The 16,273-nt window shown below is 62.3% G+C and carries 17 protein-coding genes; 15 read left to right on the top strand and 2 right to left on the bottom strand.

Annotated features, from left to right (window positions below; all coding sequences use genetic code 11):
* Positions 1–277: 277 nt before the first annotated feature.
* The 8 genes from P3S72_RS10965 to P3S72_RS10930 are packed head-to-tail and all read left to right on the top strand — an operon-like array spanning position 278 to position 6,428.
* Positions 278–1,480, top strand: a complete 1,203-nt coding sequence (locus tag P3S72_RS10965) for a PepSY domain-containing protein (RefSeq protein WP_276197344.1) — start codon at positions 278–280, stop codon at positions 1,478–1,480.
* Entirely contained in the window at positions 1,477–2,013 is a 537-nt protein-coding gene (locus P3S72_RS10960; protein ID WP_276197343.1) for a thiamine pyrophosphate-binding protein, read from the top strand. The genes P3S72_RS10965 and P3S72_RS10960 overlap by 4 nt, the downstream gene beginning before the upstream one ends.
* Entirely contained in the window at positions 2,010–2,339 is a 330-nt protein-coding gene (locus tag P3S72_RS10955; RefSeq protein WP_276197342.1) for a hypothetical protein, read from the top strand. Before P3S72_RS10960 ends, P3S72_RS10955 begins: the two co-directional genes overlap by 4 nt.
* On the top strand, positions 2,336–2,896 hold the full coding sequence (locus tag P3S72_RS10950) for a DUF6162 family protein (protein ID WP_276197341.1): 561 nt from the start codon (positions 2,336–2,338) through the stop codon (positions 2,894–2,896). The genes P3S72_RS10955 and P3S72_RS10950 overlap by 4 nt, the downstream gene beginning before the upstream one ends.
* A 19-nt stretch (positions 2,897–2,915) precedes the next feature.
* On the top strand, positions 2,916–3,836 hold the full coding sequence (locus P3S72_RS10945; protein ID WP_276197340.1) for a metal ABC transporter substrate-binding protein: 921 nt from the start codon (positions 2,916–2,918) through the stop codon (positions 3,834–3,836).
* A complete protein-coding gene (locus tag P3S72_RS10940) occupies positions 3,833–4,579 on the top strand; it encodes a metal ABC transporter ATP-binding protein (RefSeq protein ID WP_276197339.1) in 747 nt (248 codons plus the stop codon). The genes P3S72_RS10945 and P3S72_RS10940 overlap by 4 nt, the downstream gene beginning before the upstream one ends.
* On the top strand, positions 4,576–5,475 hold the full coding sequence (locus P3S72_RS10935) for a metal ABC transporter permease (RefSeq protein ID WP_276197338.1): 900 nt from the start codon (positions 4,576–4,578) through the stop codon (positions 5,473–5,475). The genes P3S72_RS10940 and P3S72_RS10935 overlap by 4 nt, the downstream gene beginning before the upstream one ends.
* Positions 5,475–6,428, top strand: coding sequence for a zinc ABC transporter substrate-binding protein (locus P3S72_RS10930; protein WP_276197337.1), 954 nt, complete (start codon positions 5,475–5,477; stop codon positions 6,426–6,428). The genes P3S72_RS10935 and P3S72_RS10930 overlap by 1 nt, the downstream gene beginning before the upstream one ends.
* Before the next feature lie 142 nt (positions 6,429–6,570).
* Here P3S72_RS10930 and P3S72_RS10925 read toward each other — a convergent pair whose 3' ends face one another.
* Positions 6,571–7,284, bottom strand: a complete 714-nt coding sequence (locus P3S72_RS10925) for a UTRA domain-containing protein (protein WP_276197336.1) — start codon at positions 7,282–7,284, stop codon at positions 6,571–6,573.
* A 351-nt stretch (positions 7,285–7,635) separates the two neighbouring features.
* On the opposite strand from P3S72_RS10925, the gene P3S72_RS10920 reads away from it, so the two are divergent.
* From P3S72_RS10920 to P3S72_RS10895, 6 genes are all read left to right on the top strand, one after another.
* The gene (locus P3S72_RS10920) at positions 7,636–8,703 is read left to right on the top strand and encodes an ABC transporter substrate-binding protein (protein ID WP_276197335.1); all 1,068 of its coding nucleotides are present in this window, start codon (positions 7,636–7,638) and stop codon (positions 8,701–8,703) included.
* Between the two features lie 113 nt (positions 8,704–8,816).
* Positions 8,817–9,623, top strand: coding sequence for an alkaline phosphatase family protein (locus tag P3S72_RS10915; RefSeq protein WP_276197334.1), 807 nt, complete (start codon positions 8,817–8,819; stop codon positions 9,621–9,623).
* A 5-nt stretch (positions 9,624–9,628) separates the two neighbouring features.
* Positions 9,629–10,465 (top strand): ABC transporter permease subunit, encoded by an 837-nt coding sequence (locus P3S72_RS10910; RefSeq protein WP_276197919.1) that lies wholly within the window; start codon positions 9,629–9,631, stop codon positions 10,463–10,465.
* Positions 10,452–11,252 carry an ABC transporter permease gene (locus tag P3S72_RS10905; protein ID WP_276197333.1) on the top strand — a complete coding sequence of 267 codons (801 nt, stop codon included), beginning with the start codon at positions 10,452–10,454 and terminating at the stop codon, positions 11,250–11,252. The genes P3S72_RS10910 and P3S72_RS10905 overlap by 14 nt, the downstream gene beginning before the upstream one ends.
* Positions 11,249–12,238 (top strand): ABC transporter ATP-binding protein, encoded by a 990-nt coding sequence (locus P3S72_RS10900; protein ID WP_276197332.1) that lies wholly within the window; start codon positions 11,249–11,251, stop codon positions 12,236–12,238. The genes P3S72_RS10905 and P3S72_RS10900 overlap by 4 nt, the downstream gene beginning before the upstream one ends.
* Positions 12,239–12,269: 31 nt before the next feature.
* Positions 12,270–12,923 (top strand): HAD family hydrolase, encoded by a 654-nt coding sequence (locus tag P3S72_RS10895; protein ID WP_276197331.1) that lies wholly within the window; start codon positions 12,270–12,272, stop codon positions 12,921–12,923.
* A 128-nt stretch (positions 12,924–13,051) separates the two neighbouring features.
* On the opposite strand, the gene P3S72_RS10890 is transcribed toward P3S72_RS10895, so the two are convergent.
* Positions 13,052–14,014 (bottom strand): zinc-binding dehydrogenase, encoded by a 963-nt coding sequence (locus P3S72_RS10890; protein WP_276197330.1) that lies wholly within the window; start codon positions 14,012–14,014, stop codon positions 13,052–13,054.
* Between the two features lie 138 nt (positions 14,015–14,152).
* On the opposite strand from P3S72_RS10890, the gene P3S72_RS10885 reads away from it, so the two are divergent.
* Positions 14,153–16,234 (top strand): carboxy terminal-processing peptidase, encoded by a 2,082-nt coding sequence (locus P3S72_RS10885; protein WP_276197329.1) that lies wholly within the window; start codon positions 14,153–14,155, stop codon positions 16,232–16,234.
* The last annotated feature ends 39 nt before the right edge of the window (positions 16,235–16,273 follow it).

Raw genomic sequence — 16,273 nt, 5'->3', positions numbered from 1 at the left:
CCGCGCAAGCAACAGCCTCGACCAAAGTCCGCCCCGCCAAGGTGCCACGTCCGACAGCGCGCGGAAAAAAGGGATACCGAACAAACGGGCGGTCATCCCCATCCCCCCGACCATCGTCCCGCCTGAATGTGAACCTGAAACATTTACTTTCATATCTAAGTTAGGGATTTCTCATTCTCATCCGTCTTAACTTAGATACAGCCCGTCGCGTCAGCAAAAGCTACGACCGGCCTTTTTCGGGCCCTCATTGCCCCCTCCGATCAAGACCCCCATTCACATGTCGAAGAAGTCACGCTCAAAACTCTGGTTCCTCGTACACGGCTGGCTGGCATTACCCATCTGGTTCTTTGTACTGATTGTCTGTGTCACCGGCACCCTGGCGGTGGTCAGCCAGGAAATCGTCTGGCTGGCCAACCCGGAAATTCGCGCAAGCAAGCCGTCGGATGATGCCGAGCCGCTGAGCTATGACCAGGTGATCAGCGCCATCAAACGCGCCGATCCCCAGGTCATCGTGCAATCCATCGTCCGCCCGGACGAGTCGCACTTCGCCCTGAGTGTCGACCTCAGCTACCCCGACGGGCGCTCGGTGGAGGTCTACGTCAACCCGTACACCGGGGCGATCCAGGGCATCAGCCCGGCGTTCGACTTCAAACAATTCACCCGAGCCCTGCATGGTTGGTGGCTGGTGCCGTTCAGCAATGGGTTCAGTTGGGGCTGGTACCTGGTCTCCGCGCTCGGCCTGCCGTTACTGGCGTCGTTGATCACCGGGCTGGTGGTGTACAAACGCTTCTGGAAGGGCTTTTTGCGCCCGACCCTGCGCGTCCGCCATGGCGCGCGAATCTTCTGGGGCGACTTCCACCGCCTGAGCGGTATCTGGTCGATCTGGTTTATCGCGGTCATTTCCATCACCGGCACCTGGTTCCTGATTCAAGCGATCCTGGGGGATAACCAGATTTCCATCTCCAGCGAACCCATCGTGCCGGTGATTGCCCGGGAGAACGTGCCAATGTCCGCCCCCGGTGTGCCGGCGCCGATGATTGCCCTGGACGACGCGATCGAAATCGCCAGCCAACGGATTCCGGGGCTGGAGACCAGTTTTGTGTTCCTGCCACTCAACGCCTACAGCCATCTGCAGATCGGCGGGCGGGGCTGGTACCCGTTGATGTACCAGACCGCACAGATCAACCCCTACACCGGCGAAGTGGCGGTTTCGCACCTGCTGTCCAACCGCTCGACACTCGAGTTCGTCACCGAGTCCATGCGCCCGCTGCACACCGGCGACTTTGGCGGGCTGTGGATCAAGCTGATCTGGGCATTCTTCGGACTGGTGCTGAGCATGATGGTCTTGAGCGGCCTGCTGATCTGGACCAAGCGCACAGCCCTGGCCACCCTCCACGCCTTCAAGCGCAGCCACAAGGCGCCACGCCAAGCGGCATCCATCCCGGCCATGCAGGCTGAAACTTCGGAGGGCAACCGATGAGCAAGCTCGCTGCTGCAACGCCTTCGCCGCTGCGGGCCGTTTGGCTGAAATGGCGGTTCCACATAAACGTCCTGCTGTTGCTGGTGCCCCTGGGTTTCATGCCCAAGTACTTTGCCGACGCCGCGCTGTTTCGCGGTGACAGCGGCATCGGCGAGCGGGTGGCCGGCGAGGTGCAGGTAGGCCCCTGGAGCCTGACCCTCGCCGAGTTCCGCAACGAAGGCCCGCGCCCGGACCCGGCCGGCCCGATGAAATTCTTCAACGCAGCCCTGTGCGCCGCCTGCGCCGACCAGGTCAAGGCAACCTACCTGCGTATCGGCAAACCCCGCAGCCTGCGCGCCGCCGGGGTGATCTTCTTCGGCACGCCATACCGCATGGGCGCGCTGCTGCCGGTGCCCGAACGCACGCCGGCCAACGCCGAACTGTGGGTCACCATGGAAGGCTGGGACGGCACGATGCACCAGGGTTCCATTTCGCTGAGCCAGGCCTCGCCTGCCACCATTGCCTGGCTGAACAAGCAAGGAGTCAAACCATGACGTTGATACGCCTGAACCGCGCCTGCATCGCGCTGTTGCTGTGCGCCGGTTTCTGTCCCACCGCCCTGGCCCACAACCCGATGTGCGAATGCAAGGAAATCCCCGGCGAACAGATCCAATGTACCGGCGGTTTTTCCGACGGTAGCGGCGCCCCCGGCGTGACCCTGGATGTGATCGGCTACGACGAAACCATCCTGGTGCCCGGAAAACTCGGCGCGGATTCGACGCTGACCTTCAAGAAGCCGTCCGCTGAGTTCTATGTGCTGTTCGATGCAGGCCCCGGTCACGTCGTTGAAATCGACCAAGCGGATATCCAGCCTCAATGAGCACGACACAGGTTGTACGCCCCGCCGGTGCCGGCCACGAAACCCTCTATGTGCTGCTGCTGTGCCTGATCATCCTGGCGGTGGCCGGTACGGTGGTGGCCCTGCACGGTGAAACCCAAACCGTGGTCGCCGTGCCCAGCCACCAGTTGGACGCTCGCCGCGACCTCAGCGCCGCCGAGCAAGGCATCTACGCCGACCTGCGCGTGACCTTGGATGAAATCCACTGGCTGCAGCAGGAACACAGCGCCCTGCCGACGCCCGCACAACTGGCCGAAGAAGGCTTTGCCCCGTTTGCCCAGGACGCCAGTTCGGTCAGCCGTGGCGACCATCGCTGGCAGTTGCTGGCGCCGTCAGCCTACCTGGGCGTGAGCCAGACGCCGGCCAGCAGCGGCTCGCTGCTGATGCGGGTGACGGGCGCCGAGCCAGACATCTGGCTCAACCGCCGCCCAGACCTGGCCGCCCCCTCCGACCTCACTGACCAGGCACTGATCGCGGCCGGCTGGCAGCAAGTGATCGCGCAATTCGATGCCGGCGTGACCCGCCAGCACCGTCACTGACCGAGAAGACCGAGTGCCCATGTCTATTTCATCGCCCCTTGTACGCCTGCTGCTGGTCAGCCTGATCAGCCTGCTGCTCACCCCGCTGGCGAATGCCGAGACGGCAAAGCGCCTGCGGATCGGCATCACCCTGCATCCTTATTACAGCTACGTCGCCAACATCGTCGGCGACAAGGCCGAGGTGGTGCCGCTGATTCCGGCCGGCTTCAACCCCCACGCCTACGAGCCACGCGCCGACGACATCAAACGCATCGGCACCCTGGATGTGATCGTGCTCAACGGAGTCGGCCACGACGACTTCGCCGACCGCATGATCGCCACCAGCGAGCGGCCGGACATCCCGGTGATCGAAGCCAACGCCAACGTGCCGCTGCTGGCCGCCACCGGTAATGCCGCACGCGGCGCCGGCAAGGTGGTCAACCCGCACACCTTCCTGTCGATCAGCGCGTCGATTGCCCAGGTCAACAACATCGCCCGCGAGCTCGGCAAGCTCGACCCGGACAACGCCAAGGCCTACACCCAGAACGCCCGCGCCTACGGCAAGCGCTTGCGCAAGATGCGCGCCGATGCCCTGGCCAAGTTGACCAGCGCGCCCAACCCGGACCTGCGCGTCGCCACGGTCCACGCGGCCTATGACTACCTGCTGCGCGAGTTCGGCCTGGAAGTCACCGCCGTGGTCGAGCCGGCCCATGGCATCGAACCCAGCCCGAGCCAGTTGAAGAAAACCATCGATGAGTTGCGCGCCCTGGATGTGAAAGTGATCTTCTCGGAGATGGATTTCCCATCCACCTACGTCGAGACCATCCAGCGTGAATCCGGGGTCAAGCTCTACCCGCTGTCGCATATTTCCTACGGTGAATACAGCGCTGAAAAGTACCAAGTGGAAATGACCGGTAACCTCAACACCGTGGTGCGGGCGATTCAGGAGTCGGGGGCATGACGGCCGCGCAACGCTTGAGCCTGGGCAGCATCGGCCCGAGGATTGAGTTCGACACGGTGGCGCTGACCCTGGGCCGCACCGTGATCCTCGATGGCGTGAGCTTCCAGGTGCAGCCGGGCAGTATCCACGCGCTGGTGGGCCCGAATGGCGGCGGGAAAAGCTCGCTGATCAAAACGCTGCTGGGGCAAACGCCGCACCAGGGGCAACTGCGCCTGGTGTGGCCGAGCACGCCCGGCACCATCGGTTATGTGCCCCAGGCGCTGGAGTTTGACCGGGGCCTGCCGATGACCGTGGATGACTTCATGGCGGCCATGTGTCAGCGGCGCCCGGCGTTTCTCGGGCTGTCCAGGCATTACGCCGGCGCCATCGGCGAGGCCCTGGAACGGGTCGGCCTGCAGGACAAACGCAAGCGCCGCATGGGCGCGTTGTCGGGCGGTGAACGCCAGCGCGTGCTGCTCGCCCAGGGGCTGATCCCGGCCCCGCAATTGCTGGTGCTGGATGAGCCGATGTCGGCCCTCGATGAAGCCGGTATCCAGGTGTTCGAACGGCTGCTCAATGACTGGCGCCGCGCCGGGATCACCGTGCTGTGGATCGAGCATGACCTGGAAGCCGTGGGCCGCCTGGCCGACCGCGTCACCGGGCTGAACCGCCGCGTGCTGTTCGACGCCACGCCCAAGGAGGCGCTGACCCCGGACCGCCTGCTGAGCCTGTTCTCCACCCACCCTCGGAGCCCGGCGCCATGAGTTATGAAGCGTTTCGCTTGATGGTCCAGGGCTGGGCCTCTTCCGGCTATCTGCCGGAGGCGCTGGCCTATGGTTTTGTGGTCAACGCCCTGCTCGCCGGCCTGCTGATCGGCCCGGTGCTCGGCGGCCTGGGGACGCTGGTGGTGGTCAAGCGCTTTGCGTTTTTCTCCGAAGCGGTCGGCCATGCCGCACTGACCGGCGTGGCCGTGGGCATTTTGCTCGGCGAACCCTACACCGGGCCCTATGGCGCGCTGTTCGGCTACTGCCTGCTGTTCGGCATCCTGCTCAATTACCTGCGCAACCGCACCGGCCTGGCGCCGGATACCTTGATCGGCGTGTTCCTCTCGGTGTCCCTGGCGCTGGGCGCGAGCCTGCTGTTGATTCTGGCGGGCAAGATCAACGTACACATCCTGGAAAACGTGCTGTTCGGCTCGGTGTTGACGGTCAATGGCAACGACCTGCTGGTGCTGGCGATTGTCGGCGCCCTGGTGATGGCCCTCGCCCTGCCGCTGTACAACCGCATCATGCTCGCCAGCTTCAACCCGCAATTGGCGGCGGTGCGCGGGGTGGCGGTGAAGACCCTGGATTACCTGTTCGTGATCCTAGTGACGTTGATCACCGTGGCGGCGGTCAAGGTCATCGGCGCGATCCTGGTGGGCGCGCTGTTGGTGATTCCGGCAGCGGCGGCACGCCTGCTGAGCCAGTCGCTCAAGGGCTTCTTCTGGATCTCCGTAGGGATCGCCAGCGTCAGCACGTTGTGCGGCATCCTGCTGCCGATCATCTTCGACCTGCCCATCCCCTCCGGCGCCGCAATCATCCTGGTCGCCGGTATCGCCTTCGCCCTAGCCGCCATCGCGCGCGGCACCGTGCCCAGCCTCAAAGGAAATCTTGGATAATGCGCACCGTCTTTCGCCCACTGGCCCTGGCCCTCGCTTGCTTGATCAGCACCTCGGCGCTGGCCGTCGACGGGTTTGATCCCAAGGACTTCAAAGTCAACCTGGGGCTGGGCCATGCGGCCCTGACCAAAGCGAAAAAACCGCTGAAGGTCCTGGCCTCGTTGCCCATCACCCATGGGCTGGCAGACCTGCTGCTTAAAGGTAGCGATGTGCAGCTCGAACGCGCCGCACCGGCCAACCTGCCCGGTTCGCGGCAGGTGTCCTACTTCACCGGCCGTGGCGCCCCGGCGCTGAGCAAGTTGGCGTTGGACGCCGATGCCGTCATCGGCCTGCGCTCGCTGTGGGCCGATGACCCGCTATACCCGGTGGCGCGGCGCAGCAATATCCGCATCGTCGAAGTGGACGCCGCACGCCCGGTGGACGGTGGCTTGCCGGGGATCGCCGTGCTACCGGGCGTCAGCGATGGCTTGAACAGCCAGCCGTGGCAATCGAGCAACAACATGGGGCGCATGGCCGATGTGATGGCCGCCGACCTAAGCCGCCTGGCACCGCGCGCGAAGGCACACATCGACGCCAACCTGGCGGCCCTCAAGCAGCGCCTGCTCAAGCTCAACGCCGACAGCGAAGCACGGTTGGCCCAGGCGGATAACCTGAGTGTGATCAGCTTGAGCGATCACTTTGCATATCTGCTCAGCAGCTTGAACCTGGAAGTGCTCGACACCGACGCACGCCCAGATGCCGATTGGACGCCCGAGGCCTTACAGCAATTGAGCACCCGCCTGAAGGACAACGAGGTGGCCGTGGTGCTGCACCATCGCCCGCCAAGCGCGGCGGTGAAAACCGCAGTGACGGCCGGCGGCGCGCAACTGCTGGTATTGAACGTCGACGGCGCCGACCCGGTGACGGCGCTGGAAACCAATGTGGATCAACTGATCACAACCCTCACGCGCTGATATCGGTTTGTGGCGAGGGCGCTTGCTCCCGCTGGGCTGCGAGCAGCCCCAATAGAGTCAGCGGGTTTTTCCAGATGCAACTCCATGGCAGGTTTTAGGGCCGCTTCGCGACCCAGCGGGAGCAAGCGCCCTCGCCACAGGGTTAAACCACGTCTACCCCTACGTGGATGGCATCATGCCGCCAGAACTCCAGGTCGCAGTCGATCAAGCGCTGATGCTGGTCATAGTTGACCCGGGCGATGCGCAAACCCGGGCTGCCCACCGACACGCGCAACGCGGCGGCGGCTTCCACCGGCAGTGAGGTCGGCACAATCTCGAAACGTACCCGCCCGTAGTGCAAGTCGTACTTGCGGGCGTACAGCTCGGTCATCGACTGGTTCAGGTCGCAGGCCAGAATCCCCGGAAAATACTGCGGGTTCAGGTAGTGCTCCACATACAACACCAGACGCCCATCGATCCTGCGCCGGCGGCAAATCTGGATCACGCTGGACAGCGCCGGCAATTGCAGCCACGCGCACACCGCCGCCGACGCCGGTTGCAGCCGTGCGCTGATCACCTCGGTCGACGCCACGCGCCCCTGGTCACTGACCATTGCGTGAAAGTGGCTGCGCTGCATCAGGTTGTAGGCCAGGCGCGGCGGTGAGACAAACCAGCCACGGCGCTCCTCGCGATAGATTTGCCCTTGGGCCTCCAGTTGTAACAAGGCTTCCCGCACCGTAATCCGGGTGGTACCAAACAACTCGCTGAGCTTGCGCTCGGCGGGCAGTTTGCTGGATGGCGGCAACAGGCCGTGATCGATCTGCTCTTGCAGCGCCAGGCCGATGGATGTCACCGCCTTGATTGCCTCATCACGCATCAACGTTACCTACCTGGACTAGACCAGCACCGTTCAGGTGCATAAATCGCTCGACATTTGGGCTTGTGCTTCTGCGTGCCAGCCTAGGCATTGCAGATGACCGACAGATGACAGCCCCTGTCGAGCCTTGCGACGAACCCTGCAATCCATCGGCCAAGTCCAAGGCCTGCGGGCGCTTTGGCATGGTCTACGCTAAACCTGCGCTGAGCGACATCGGCGCGCTAAAAACGACATCGACACGAAACTGTCATCCATCCCGCCTAGATTGGCTCAGGTATTGCTGACCTAGACCAACACCACCGCTAACGTTCGTATAAAACGCCGCGTTGAAAACGCCCAAAGGAGCTTCGGATGAAACAGCTTTTCCTGGCATCACTGTTAGGCTCGACCATTGCCATGTGCACCGCCGCCATGGCCGCTGATACCGATCTAAAAACGCTCGAAGCCGCCGCGAAAGCGGAAGGCGCCGTCAACAGCGTCGGCATGCCCGATGACTGGGCCAACTGGAAAGGCACCTGGGACGACCTGGCCAAGACCTACGGCCTCAAGCACATCGATACCGACATGAGCTCGGCCCAGGAAATCGCCAAGTTCGCCGCCGAGAAAGACAACGCCAGTGCCGATATCGGCGACGTCGGCGCCGCCTTCGGCCCGATCGCGGTGAAACAGGGCGTGGTTCAGCCTTACAAGCCAAGCACCTGGGCCCAGGTCCCGGATTGGGCGAAAGATAAAGACGGCAACTGGGCGCTGGCCTACACCGGCACCATCGCCTTTATCGTCAACAAAAAACTGCTGCACGGCTCGGACGTGCCAACCAGTTGGGCTGACTTGAAGACCGGCAAATACAAGGTCTCCATCGGTGACGTGAGCACCGCCGCCCAAGCCGCCAACGGTGTCTTGGCCGCCGCCATCGCCAACAAGGGCGACGAGAAAAACCTGCAACCCGCCCTGCTGATGTTCGCCGACATCGCCAAGCAAGGTCGCCTGTCCCTCGCCAACCCAACCATCGCCACCATGGAAAAAGGCGAAGTGGAAGTCGGCGTGGTCTGGGATTTCAACGGCCTGAGCTACAAAGCCAAGATGGCCAACCCGGATGACTACGTGGTGCTGATCCCATCGGACGGTTCGGTGATTTCCGGCTACACCACCATCATCAACAAATACGCCAAGCACCCGAACGCCGCCAAACTGGCCCGCGAATACATCTTCAGCGACGCCGGCCAGATCAACCTGGCCAAGGGCAATGCACGGCCGATTCGCGCCGAACACCTGACGCTGCCAAAGGAAGTACAGGACAAGCTGCTGCCGAACGAGCAATACAAGCGCGTCACCCCGATCAAGGATGCCGATGCTTGGGAGAAGAGCTCCAAGGCACTGCCGCAGAAGTGGCAGGAAGAAGTCATCATCAATATGCAGTAATGCCTGAGCTGTAGATGCGGTCAGTGTGGGAGCAGGCTTGCCTGCTCCCACATGTGTTCCGGTTCCAACCGCAAACCCGATCCAAACCCATCTGTTGCGGAGCGTCTCCCCCTATGAAGCACAACGTCATCCTTGTGGTGCTCGACGGCCTGAACTTCGAGGTTGCCCGTCACGCCATGGGGCATCTGCAAGCCTACGTCGGCGCAGGACGCGCAGCACTGTACAAACTCGAATGTGAACTGCCGTCACTCTCCCGGCCGCTCTACGAATGCATCTTCACCGGCGTGCCGCCGATCGACAGCGGCATCGTCCACAACCATGTCTCGCGCCTGTCCAACCAGCGCAGCCTGTTCCATTACGCCCGCGACGCCGGTCTCACCACGGCGGCGGCGGCCTATCACTGGGTCAGCGAGTTGTATAACCGCACACCCTTTATCGCCGCCCGCGACCGTCATACCGACGACAAGACGCTGGCGATCCAGCACGGGCACTTCTACTGGCAGGACCACTACCCGGATTCGCACCTGTTCGCCGACGCCGAAAGCCTGCGCTGCAGACACGCACCGAACCTGCTGGTGGTCCACCCGATGAACATCGACGACGCCGGCCACAAGCACGGCCTCGACAGCGCGCAATACCGCAACAGCGCACGCTCGGCCGACATCCTCCTCGCCGACTACCTGCAAGGTTGGCTCGACGCCGGCTATCAAGTGCTGGTGACCGCCGACCACGGCATGAACAATGACCGCTCCCACAACGGCCTGCTGCCGGAAGAACGCGAGGTGCCGCTGTTCGTGCTGGGTTCGGCCTTCACCTTCGATGCCAACGCCACGCCCAAGCAAACCGAGCTGTGCGGCACCGTCTGCGCGTTGCTGGGCGTGCCCCACGACAAACCTGTCTGCCGGGAGCTGTTGAAGTGAGCGCCATGACCCGCAGCAAATGGCTCGCGATCCTGTGCCTGGTGCCCTTCGCGCTGTTCTTTATCGTGTTTGAAATTGCCCCGCTGGTGTGGGTGATGATCAACAGCCTGCAGTCGGAAGAGTTCGGCTGGGGCCTGGCCAACTTCAGCAAGATCTTCAGTTCGAAGTTCTACCTGCAGGCGATCCAGTACAGCCTGGAGATCAGCTTCTACTCCAGCGTGTTCGGCATCATCATTTCGGTGCTCGGCAGCTATTCGCTGCGCCGCGTGGATTCGCCGCTGCGCAACTTCGTCACCGCCTTCGCCAACATGACCAGCAACTTCGCCGGCGTGCCCCTGGCCTTTGCTTTCATCATCCTGCTCGGTTTCAACGGCAGCATCACCCTCATGCTCAAGCAAGCCGGGATCATTCAGGACTTCAACCTGTATTCCAAGACCGGCCTGATCATTCTCTACACCTACTTCCAGATCCCGCTGGGCGTGTTGCTGCTCTACCCGGCCTTCGATGCGGTGCGCGAAGACTGGCGCGAGTCCGCCGCCCTGCTGGGTGCCAACGGCTGGCAGTTCTGGCGCCACATCGGCCTGCCGGTGCTGACCCCGGCGCTGCTCGGCACCTTCGTGATCCTGCTGGCCAACGCCCTCGGCGCCTACGCCACGGTTTACGCGCTGACCACCGGCAACTTCAACGTATTGCCGATCCGGATCGCGGCGATGGTCTCCGGCGACATCTCCCTGGACCCGAACATGGCCAGCGCCCTGGCCGTTGTGCTGGTGGCGCTGATGACCGTGGTCACCGTGGTCCATCAACTGCTGCTCAAGAGGAGCTACCATGTCTCGCGCTGAAGCCGGCCCGGCCTCCCTCTACCACCGGGTCGTGGTGTACCTGTTGTTCGCGATCCTGGTGCTGCCGCTGATCGGCACCTTTGTCTACTCCATTGCCAGCAGTTGGTCGGCAACCATCCTGCCGGCCGGCTTCACCGTGAAATGGTACGTGCAGCTATGGAGTGACCCGCGCTTTCTGATGGCTTTCGGCCAATCCCTGTTGGTCTGCGTCGGCGCGTTGATTTTGTCGGTGGTGCTGATCCTGCCGCTGCTGTTCGTGGTGCATTACCACTTCCCCAAGCTCGACGCGCTGATGAACATTCTGATCCTGCTGCCCTTTGCGGTGCCGCCGGTGGTGTCGTCGGTGGGCCTGCTGCAACTCTATGGCTCCGGGCCGCTGGCGATGGTGGGGACGCCGTGGATTCTGATCGGCTGCTACTTCACCGTGGCGCTGCCGTTCATGTACCGCGCGATCACCAACAACCTGCAAGCCATCAACCTGCGCGACCTGATGGACGCCGCGCAACTGCTCGGCGCCAGCACCTGGCAGGCGGCGATCCTGGTGGTGCTGCCGAACCTGCGCAAGGGCCTGATGGTGGCGTTGCTGCTGTCGTTTTCGTTCCTGTTCGGTGAGTTCGTGTTCGCCAACATCCTCGTGGGCACCCGCTACGAAACCCTGCAGGTGTACCTCAACAACATGCGCAACAGCAGCGGCCACTTCACCAGTGCCGTGGTCATTTCCTATTTCTTCTTTGTGCTGGTGCTGACCTGGGCCGCCAACATCTTGAACAAGGACAAAAGCCAATGAGCTTCGTCAGCGTCCAACACCTGCAAAAAGGCTACGCCGGCACCCCGGTGTTCAGTGACATCAATTGCGAGATCGCCAAGGGCGAATTCGTCACCCTGCTCGGCCCGTCCGGCTGCGGCAAATCGACCTTGCTGCGCTGCATCGCCGGCCTGACGTCGGTGGACAGTGGCCAGATCCTCCTCGACGGCCAGGACATCGTGCCCCTGAGCCCGCAGAAACGACAGATCGGCATGGTGTTCCAGAGCTATGCGCTGTTCCCCAACATGACCGTGGAACAGAACGTCGCCTTCGGCCTGCGCATGCAAAAGGTCAACGCCGACGACAGCCACAAACGCGTGCAGGACGTGTTGCAACTGGTGGAACTCAAGGACCTGGCCGGGCGCTACCCGCACCAGATGTCCGGCGGCCAGTGCCAGCGCGTGGCCCTCGCCCGCTCCCTGGTCACCCGCCCGCGCCTGTTGCTGCTGGATGAACCGCTGTCGGCGCTGGATGCGCGCATTCGCAAGCACCTGCGCGAGCAGATCCGCCAGATCCAGCGCGAACTGGGCCTGACGACGATCTTCGTGACCCATGACCAGGAAGAAGCGCTGACCATGTCCGACCGGATCTTCCTGATGAACCAGGGCAAGATCGTCCAGAGCGGCGACGCCGAAACCCTCTACACCGCGCCGGTGGATGTGTTTGCCGCCGGGTTTATCGGCAACTACAACCTGCTCGACGCGGACAAGGCCAGCCAACTGCTGCAACGGCCGATCAGCGGGCGCATCGCGATTCGCCCGGAAGCCATCGAACTGAGCCGCAGCGGCGAACTCGACGCCCTGGTGCGCAGCCACAGCCTGCTGGGCAACGTGATTCGCTACCGCATCGAAGCGCGCGGCGTGGAATTGGTGGTGGACGTGCTCAACCGCTCGGCGGACGATCTGCACCCTGACGGCCAGCGCCTGGCACTTTCCATCGACCCAAGCGCACTGTGTGAAGTAGCCTGAGCGGCATTGCATTAATGAGAGAGCGTAACGGATGGCATTGGTAATTTTTGATTTGGACGACACCCTGATCCACGGCGACTGCGCCACCCTGTGGAGCGAGCAGATGGGCCGCCTGGCCTGGGTCGACCCCGAATCGTTCATGCGCAAGAACAACGAACTGATGGACGCCTACAGCCAGGGCAAGCTGGCCATGGAAGCGTTCATGGACTTCAGCCTGGAGCCGATGATCGGCCGCACGCCGGAGGAAATCGAGCATCTGGTGGAGCCCTGGGTGGAGGACGTCATCGAACCGCTGATCTACAGCGACGCCACCCGCACCATCGCCCGCCACCGCGCGAACGGCGACCGGGTTCTGGTGATTTCCGCGTCGGGCACCCACTTGGTCACACCGATAGCGGCGCGTATCGGTATCGATGAAGTATTGGGCATTGAACTGGATGTCAGCCACGGCGTGTACAGCGGCCGTACCGTCGGCGTCCTGACCTACCGCGAAGGCAAGATCACGCGCTTGCTCGAATGGCTGGAACAGGAAGGTGAAACCCTGGAAGGCGCGTACTTCTATTCAGATTCGCGCAATGATTTGCCGTTGCTGCTGAAGGTGGATCATCCGCAGGTGGTGAACCCCGACCCGGTATTGCGTGAGCACGCCGAACAGGCAGGCTGGCCGGTCCACCACTGGGTCTGACTCGACCGAGATCCAAATGTGGGAGGGGGCTTGCCCCCGATGGCGGTGGATCAGTGAAGAATTCTTCATCTGACACACCTCCATCGGGGGCAAGCCCCCTCCCACATTGACCTTATTCCAATTCGAGGTCAGGTCAGGCTGGCGTCGATCACCAACACCAATTTCCCGGAAATCTGGTTGGTCGCAAGCTCAGCAAACGCCGCCTCGGCATCCTTGATCGGGAAGGTCTTGGCCAGTTGCGGGCTCAAGCGACCTTCGGCAAACAACGGCCAGACATGCTGGCTTAGATCACTGCACAGGTCGGCCTTGAACTGATCGTCGCGGCTGCGCAGGGTCGAGCCGAGCAGTTGCACACGCTTGCCCAGTACTTGCGCCAGGTCCAACTGCGCCTCGCGCCCGCCCATCAGGCCGATCAACACCCAACGACCGTCCAGGGCCAGCAGCTTGAGGTCCAGCGCCGCGTAGCTGGCGCCGACCGGGTCGAGGATGACATCGAACGGCCCGAAATCGCGCAGCCCTTCAATACCGTCCGTGCGCACCACACCGCCCTGGGCGCCGAGCGCTTGGCAGTAGGCGAGCCGCTCCGCCGAGCCGACACTGACCCAGCACGGGCTGCCAAAGGCCTTGCACAGTTGGATCGCCGCCGAGCCCACGCCACTGGCGCCGGCATGCAGCAACACCTTTTCACCGGGCCTGAGGCCCGCCAGTTGGAACAGATTCAACCACGCGGTGCTATATACCTCGGGCAAGGCCGCCGCTTCGGTCAACGACAGGCCTTCCGGCACCGGCAGCACATGGCGGGCGTCCACCACCACTTCCTCGGCCATGCCGCCCCCGGCCAGCAGCGCGCAGACGCGGTCGCCGACCTGCCAGGACGAGCCCGCGCCGACCTCGCTGATCACCCCGGAACACTCCAGGCCCAACACCTTACTGACGCCCGGCGGTGGCGGATAAAGCCCCGCACGCTGCAGTAAATCGGCACGATTGAGCCCCGCAGCCGCCACACGAATGCGAACCTGACCTACATCGCATGTAGGACTTGGCTCATCCAACCACTCCACATGACCTTCAACGCCTTGCAATGCTTTCACAGTGCCTCCATAGTGAGTCTGGACTGAGCCCGTAGCTGTATCGCCGGGCTTTTTGCATTATGCGACCGGCCCATATGGAACCGGCGACTTCAAAGACGGCCTAATATGCGTTATCAATTGCCCCCGCGTCGAATCAGCATGAAGCATTTGTTCCCAAGCACCGCCCTAGCTCTTTTCATTGGTCTCGGCTTGTCGTCGATGTCGACCAATACGTTCGCAGCCAACAGCTGGGACAATCTTCAGCCTGATCGCGATGAGGTGATTGCGAGCCTTAACGTCGTCGAGTTGCTCAAGCGCCATCACTACAGCAAGCCGCCGCTGGACGACGCTCGCTCGGTGATCATCTATGACAGCTACCTCAAGCTGCTGGACCCGTCGCGCAGCTACTTCCTGGCCAGCGATATCGCTGAGTTCAACAAGTGGAAGACCCAGTTCGACGACTTCCTCAAGAGCGGCGACCTGCAGCCCGGCTTCACCATCTACAAGCGCTACCTGGACCGCGTCAAAGCGCGTCTGGACTTCGCCTTGGGTGAGTTGGACAAAGGTGTCGACAAGTTCGACTTCACCGAGAAGGAAAGCCTTCTGGTGGATCGCAAGGACGCCCCTTGGCTGACCAGCACCGCCGCCCTGGATGACCTGTGGCGCAAACGCGTCAAGGACGAAGTGCTGCGCCTGAAGATCGCCGGCAAAGAGCCGAAGGCCATTCAAGAGCTGTTGACCAAGCGCTACAAGAATCAGTTGGCACGTCTGGACCAGACCCGTGCCGAAGATATCTTCCAGGCCTACATCAACACTTTCGCGATGTCCTACGATCCGCACACCAATTATCTGTCGCCGGATAACGCGGAAAATTTCGATATCAATATGAGTCTGTCGCTGGAAGGCATCGGTGCCGTCCTGCAAAGCGACAACGACCAAGTGAAGATCGTGCGTCTGGTTCCGGCAGGCCCGGCGGACAAGACCAAGCAGGTTGCACCTGCCGACAAGATCATCGGCGTGGCCCAGGCCGACAAAGAGATGGTCGATGTGGTCGGCTGGCGCCTGGACGAAGTGGTCAAGCTGATCCGTGGGCCGAAAGGCAGCGTGGTGCGCCTGGAAGTGATTCCGCACACCAATGCACCGAACGACCAGACCAGCAAAATCGTGTCCATCACCCGTGAAGCGGTGAAGCTCGAAGACCAGGCCGTGCAGAAGAAAGTCCTCAACCTCAAGCAGGATGGCAAGGACTATAAGTTGGGCGTGATTGAAATCCCGGCCTTCTACCTGGACTTCAAGGCCTTCCGTGCTGGCGATCCGGACTACAAGAGCACCACGCGCGACGTTAAGAAAATCCTGACCGAGCTGCAGAAAGAAAAAGTCGACGGCGTGGTCATCGACCTGCGCAACAACGGCGGCGGCTCCCTGCAGGAGGCCACCGAGCTGACCAGTCTGTTTATCGACAAGGGTCCGACCGTGTTGGTACGCAACGCTGACGGCCGTGTCGACGTGCTCGAAGACGAGAACCCAGGTGCCTTCTACAAAGGCCCGATGGCATTGCTGGTCAACCGCCTGTCGGCCTCGGCTTCGGAGATTTTCGCCGGCGCCATGCAGGATTATCACCGCGCATTGATCGTCGGTGGCCAGACCTTCGGCAAAGGCACCGTGCAGACCATTCAGCCGCTGAACCATGGCGAACTGAAACTGACGCTGGCCAAGTTCTACCGGGTTTCCGGGCAGAGCACCCAGCATCAGGGCGTACTGCCGGACATCGACTTCCCGTCGATCATCGACACCAAGGAAATCGGCGAGAGCGCCCTGCCCGAAGCCATGCCGTGGGACACCATTCGTCCTGCGATCAAGCCGGCGTCGGACCCGTTCAAACCGTTCCTGGCGCAGTTGAAGGCTGACCACGACACCCGCTCCGCCAAGGATGCCGAGTTCGTGTTTATCCGCGACAAGCTGGCCCTGGCGAAGAAGTTGATGGAAGAAAAAACCGTCAGCCTCAACGAAATCGATCGCCGCAAGCAGCACACCGACATCGAGAATCAGCAGCTTGTACTGGAGAACGTCCGCCGCAAGGCCAAGGGCGAAGACCCACTCAAGGAACTGAAGAAAGAAGATGAAGACGCGCTGCCGACCGAGGCGGACAAAACCAAGCCGGAAGACGACGCCTACCTGGCCGAGACAGGCCGGATTCTGCTGGACTACCTGAAAGTGACAAAACAGGTGGCCAAGCAGTAAATGATGGCGATTTAATGTGACCTCTCTGCGGAGTGTCAT

The organism is Pseudomonas sp. D3 (assembly GCF_029320995.1).
GTDB lineage: Bacteria > Pseudomonadota > Gammaproteobacteria > Pseudomonadales > Pseudomonadaceae > Aquipseudomonas > Aquipseudomonas paraveronii.
Note: the sequence above shows the minus strand (reverse complement) of the source record. Positions and strands in the feature narration are given on the sequence as shown.

What these genes read in the sequence shown, in the direction of transcription:
- P3S72_RS10965 (WP_276197344.1), top strand. Translation starts at nt 278, where the DNA reads ATGTCGAAGAAGTCACGCTCAAAACTCTGGTTCCTCGTACACGGCTGG.
- P3S72_RS10960 (WP_276197343.1), top strand. Translation starts at nt 1,477, where the DNA reads ATGAGCAAGCTCGCTGCTGCAACGCCTTCGCCGCTGCGGGCCGTTTGG.
- P3S72_RS10955 (WP_276197342.1), top strand. Translation starts at nt 2,010, where the DNA reads ATGACGTTGATACGCCTGAACCGCGCCTGCATCGCGCTGTTGCTGTGC.
- P3S72_RS10950 (WP_276197341.1), top strand. Translation starts at nt 2,336, where the DNA reads ATGAGCACGACACAGGTTGTACGCCCCGCCGGTGCCGGCCACGAAACC.
- P3S72_RS10945 (WP_276197340.1), top strand. Translation starts at nt 2,916, where the DNA reads ATGTCTATTTCATCGCCCCTTGTACGCCTGCTGCTGGTCAGCCTGATC.
- P3S72_RS10940 (WP_276197339.1), top strand. Translation starts at nt 3,833, where the DNA reads ATGACGGCCGCGCAACGCTTGAGCCTGGGCAGCATCGGCCCGAGGATT.
- P3S72_RS10935 (WP_276197338.1), top strand. Translation starts at nt 4,576, where the DNA reads ATGAGTTATGAAGCGTTTCGCTTGATGGTCCAGGGCTGGGCCTCTTCC.
- P3S72_RS10930 (WP_276197337.1), top strand. Translation starts at nt 5,475, where the DNA reads ATGCGCACCGTCTTTCGCCCACTGGCCCTGGCCCTCGCTTGCTTGATC.
- P3S72_RS10925 (WP_276197336.1), bottom strand. Translation starts at nt 7,284, where the DNA reads ATGCGTGATGAGGCAATCAAGGCGGTGACATCCATCGGCCTGGCGCTG.
- P3S72_RS10920 (WP_276197335.1), top strand. Translation starts at nt 7,636, where the DNA reads ATGAAACAGCTTTTCCTGGCATCACTGTTAGGCTCGACCATTGCCATG.
- P3S72_RS10915 (WP_276197334.1), top strand. Translation starts at nt 8,817, where the DNA reads ATGAAGCACAACGTCATCCTTGTGGTGCTCGACGGCCTGAACTTCGAG.
- P3S72_RS10910 (WP_276197919.1), top strand. Translation starts at nt 9,629, where the DNA reads ATGACCCGCAGCAAATGGCTCGCGATCCTGTGCCTGGTGCCCTTCGCG.
- P3S72_RS10905 (WP_276197333.1), top strand. Translation starts at nt 10,452, where the DNA reads ATGTCTCGCGCTGAAGCCGGCCCGGCCTCCCTCTACCACCGGGTCGTG.
- P3S72_RS10900 (WP_276197332.1), top strand. Translation starts at nt 11,249, where the DNA reads ATGAGCTTCGTCAGCGTCCAACACCTGCAAAAAGGCTACGCCGGCACC.
- P3S72_RS10895 (WP_276197331.1), top strand. Translation starts at nt 12,270, where the DNA reads ATGGCATTGGTAATTTTTGATTTGGACGACACCCTGATCCACGGCGAC.
- P3S72_RS10885 (WP_276197329.1), top strand. Translation starts at nt 14,153, where the DNA reads ATGAAGCATTTGTTCCCAAGCACCGCCCTAGCTCTTTTCATTGGTCTC.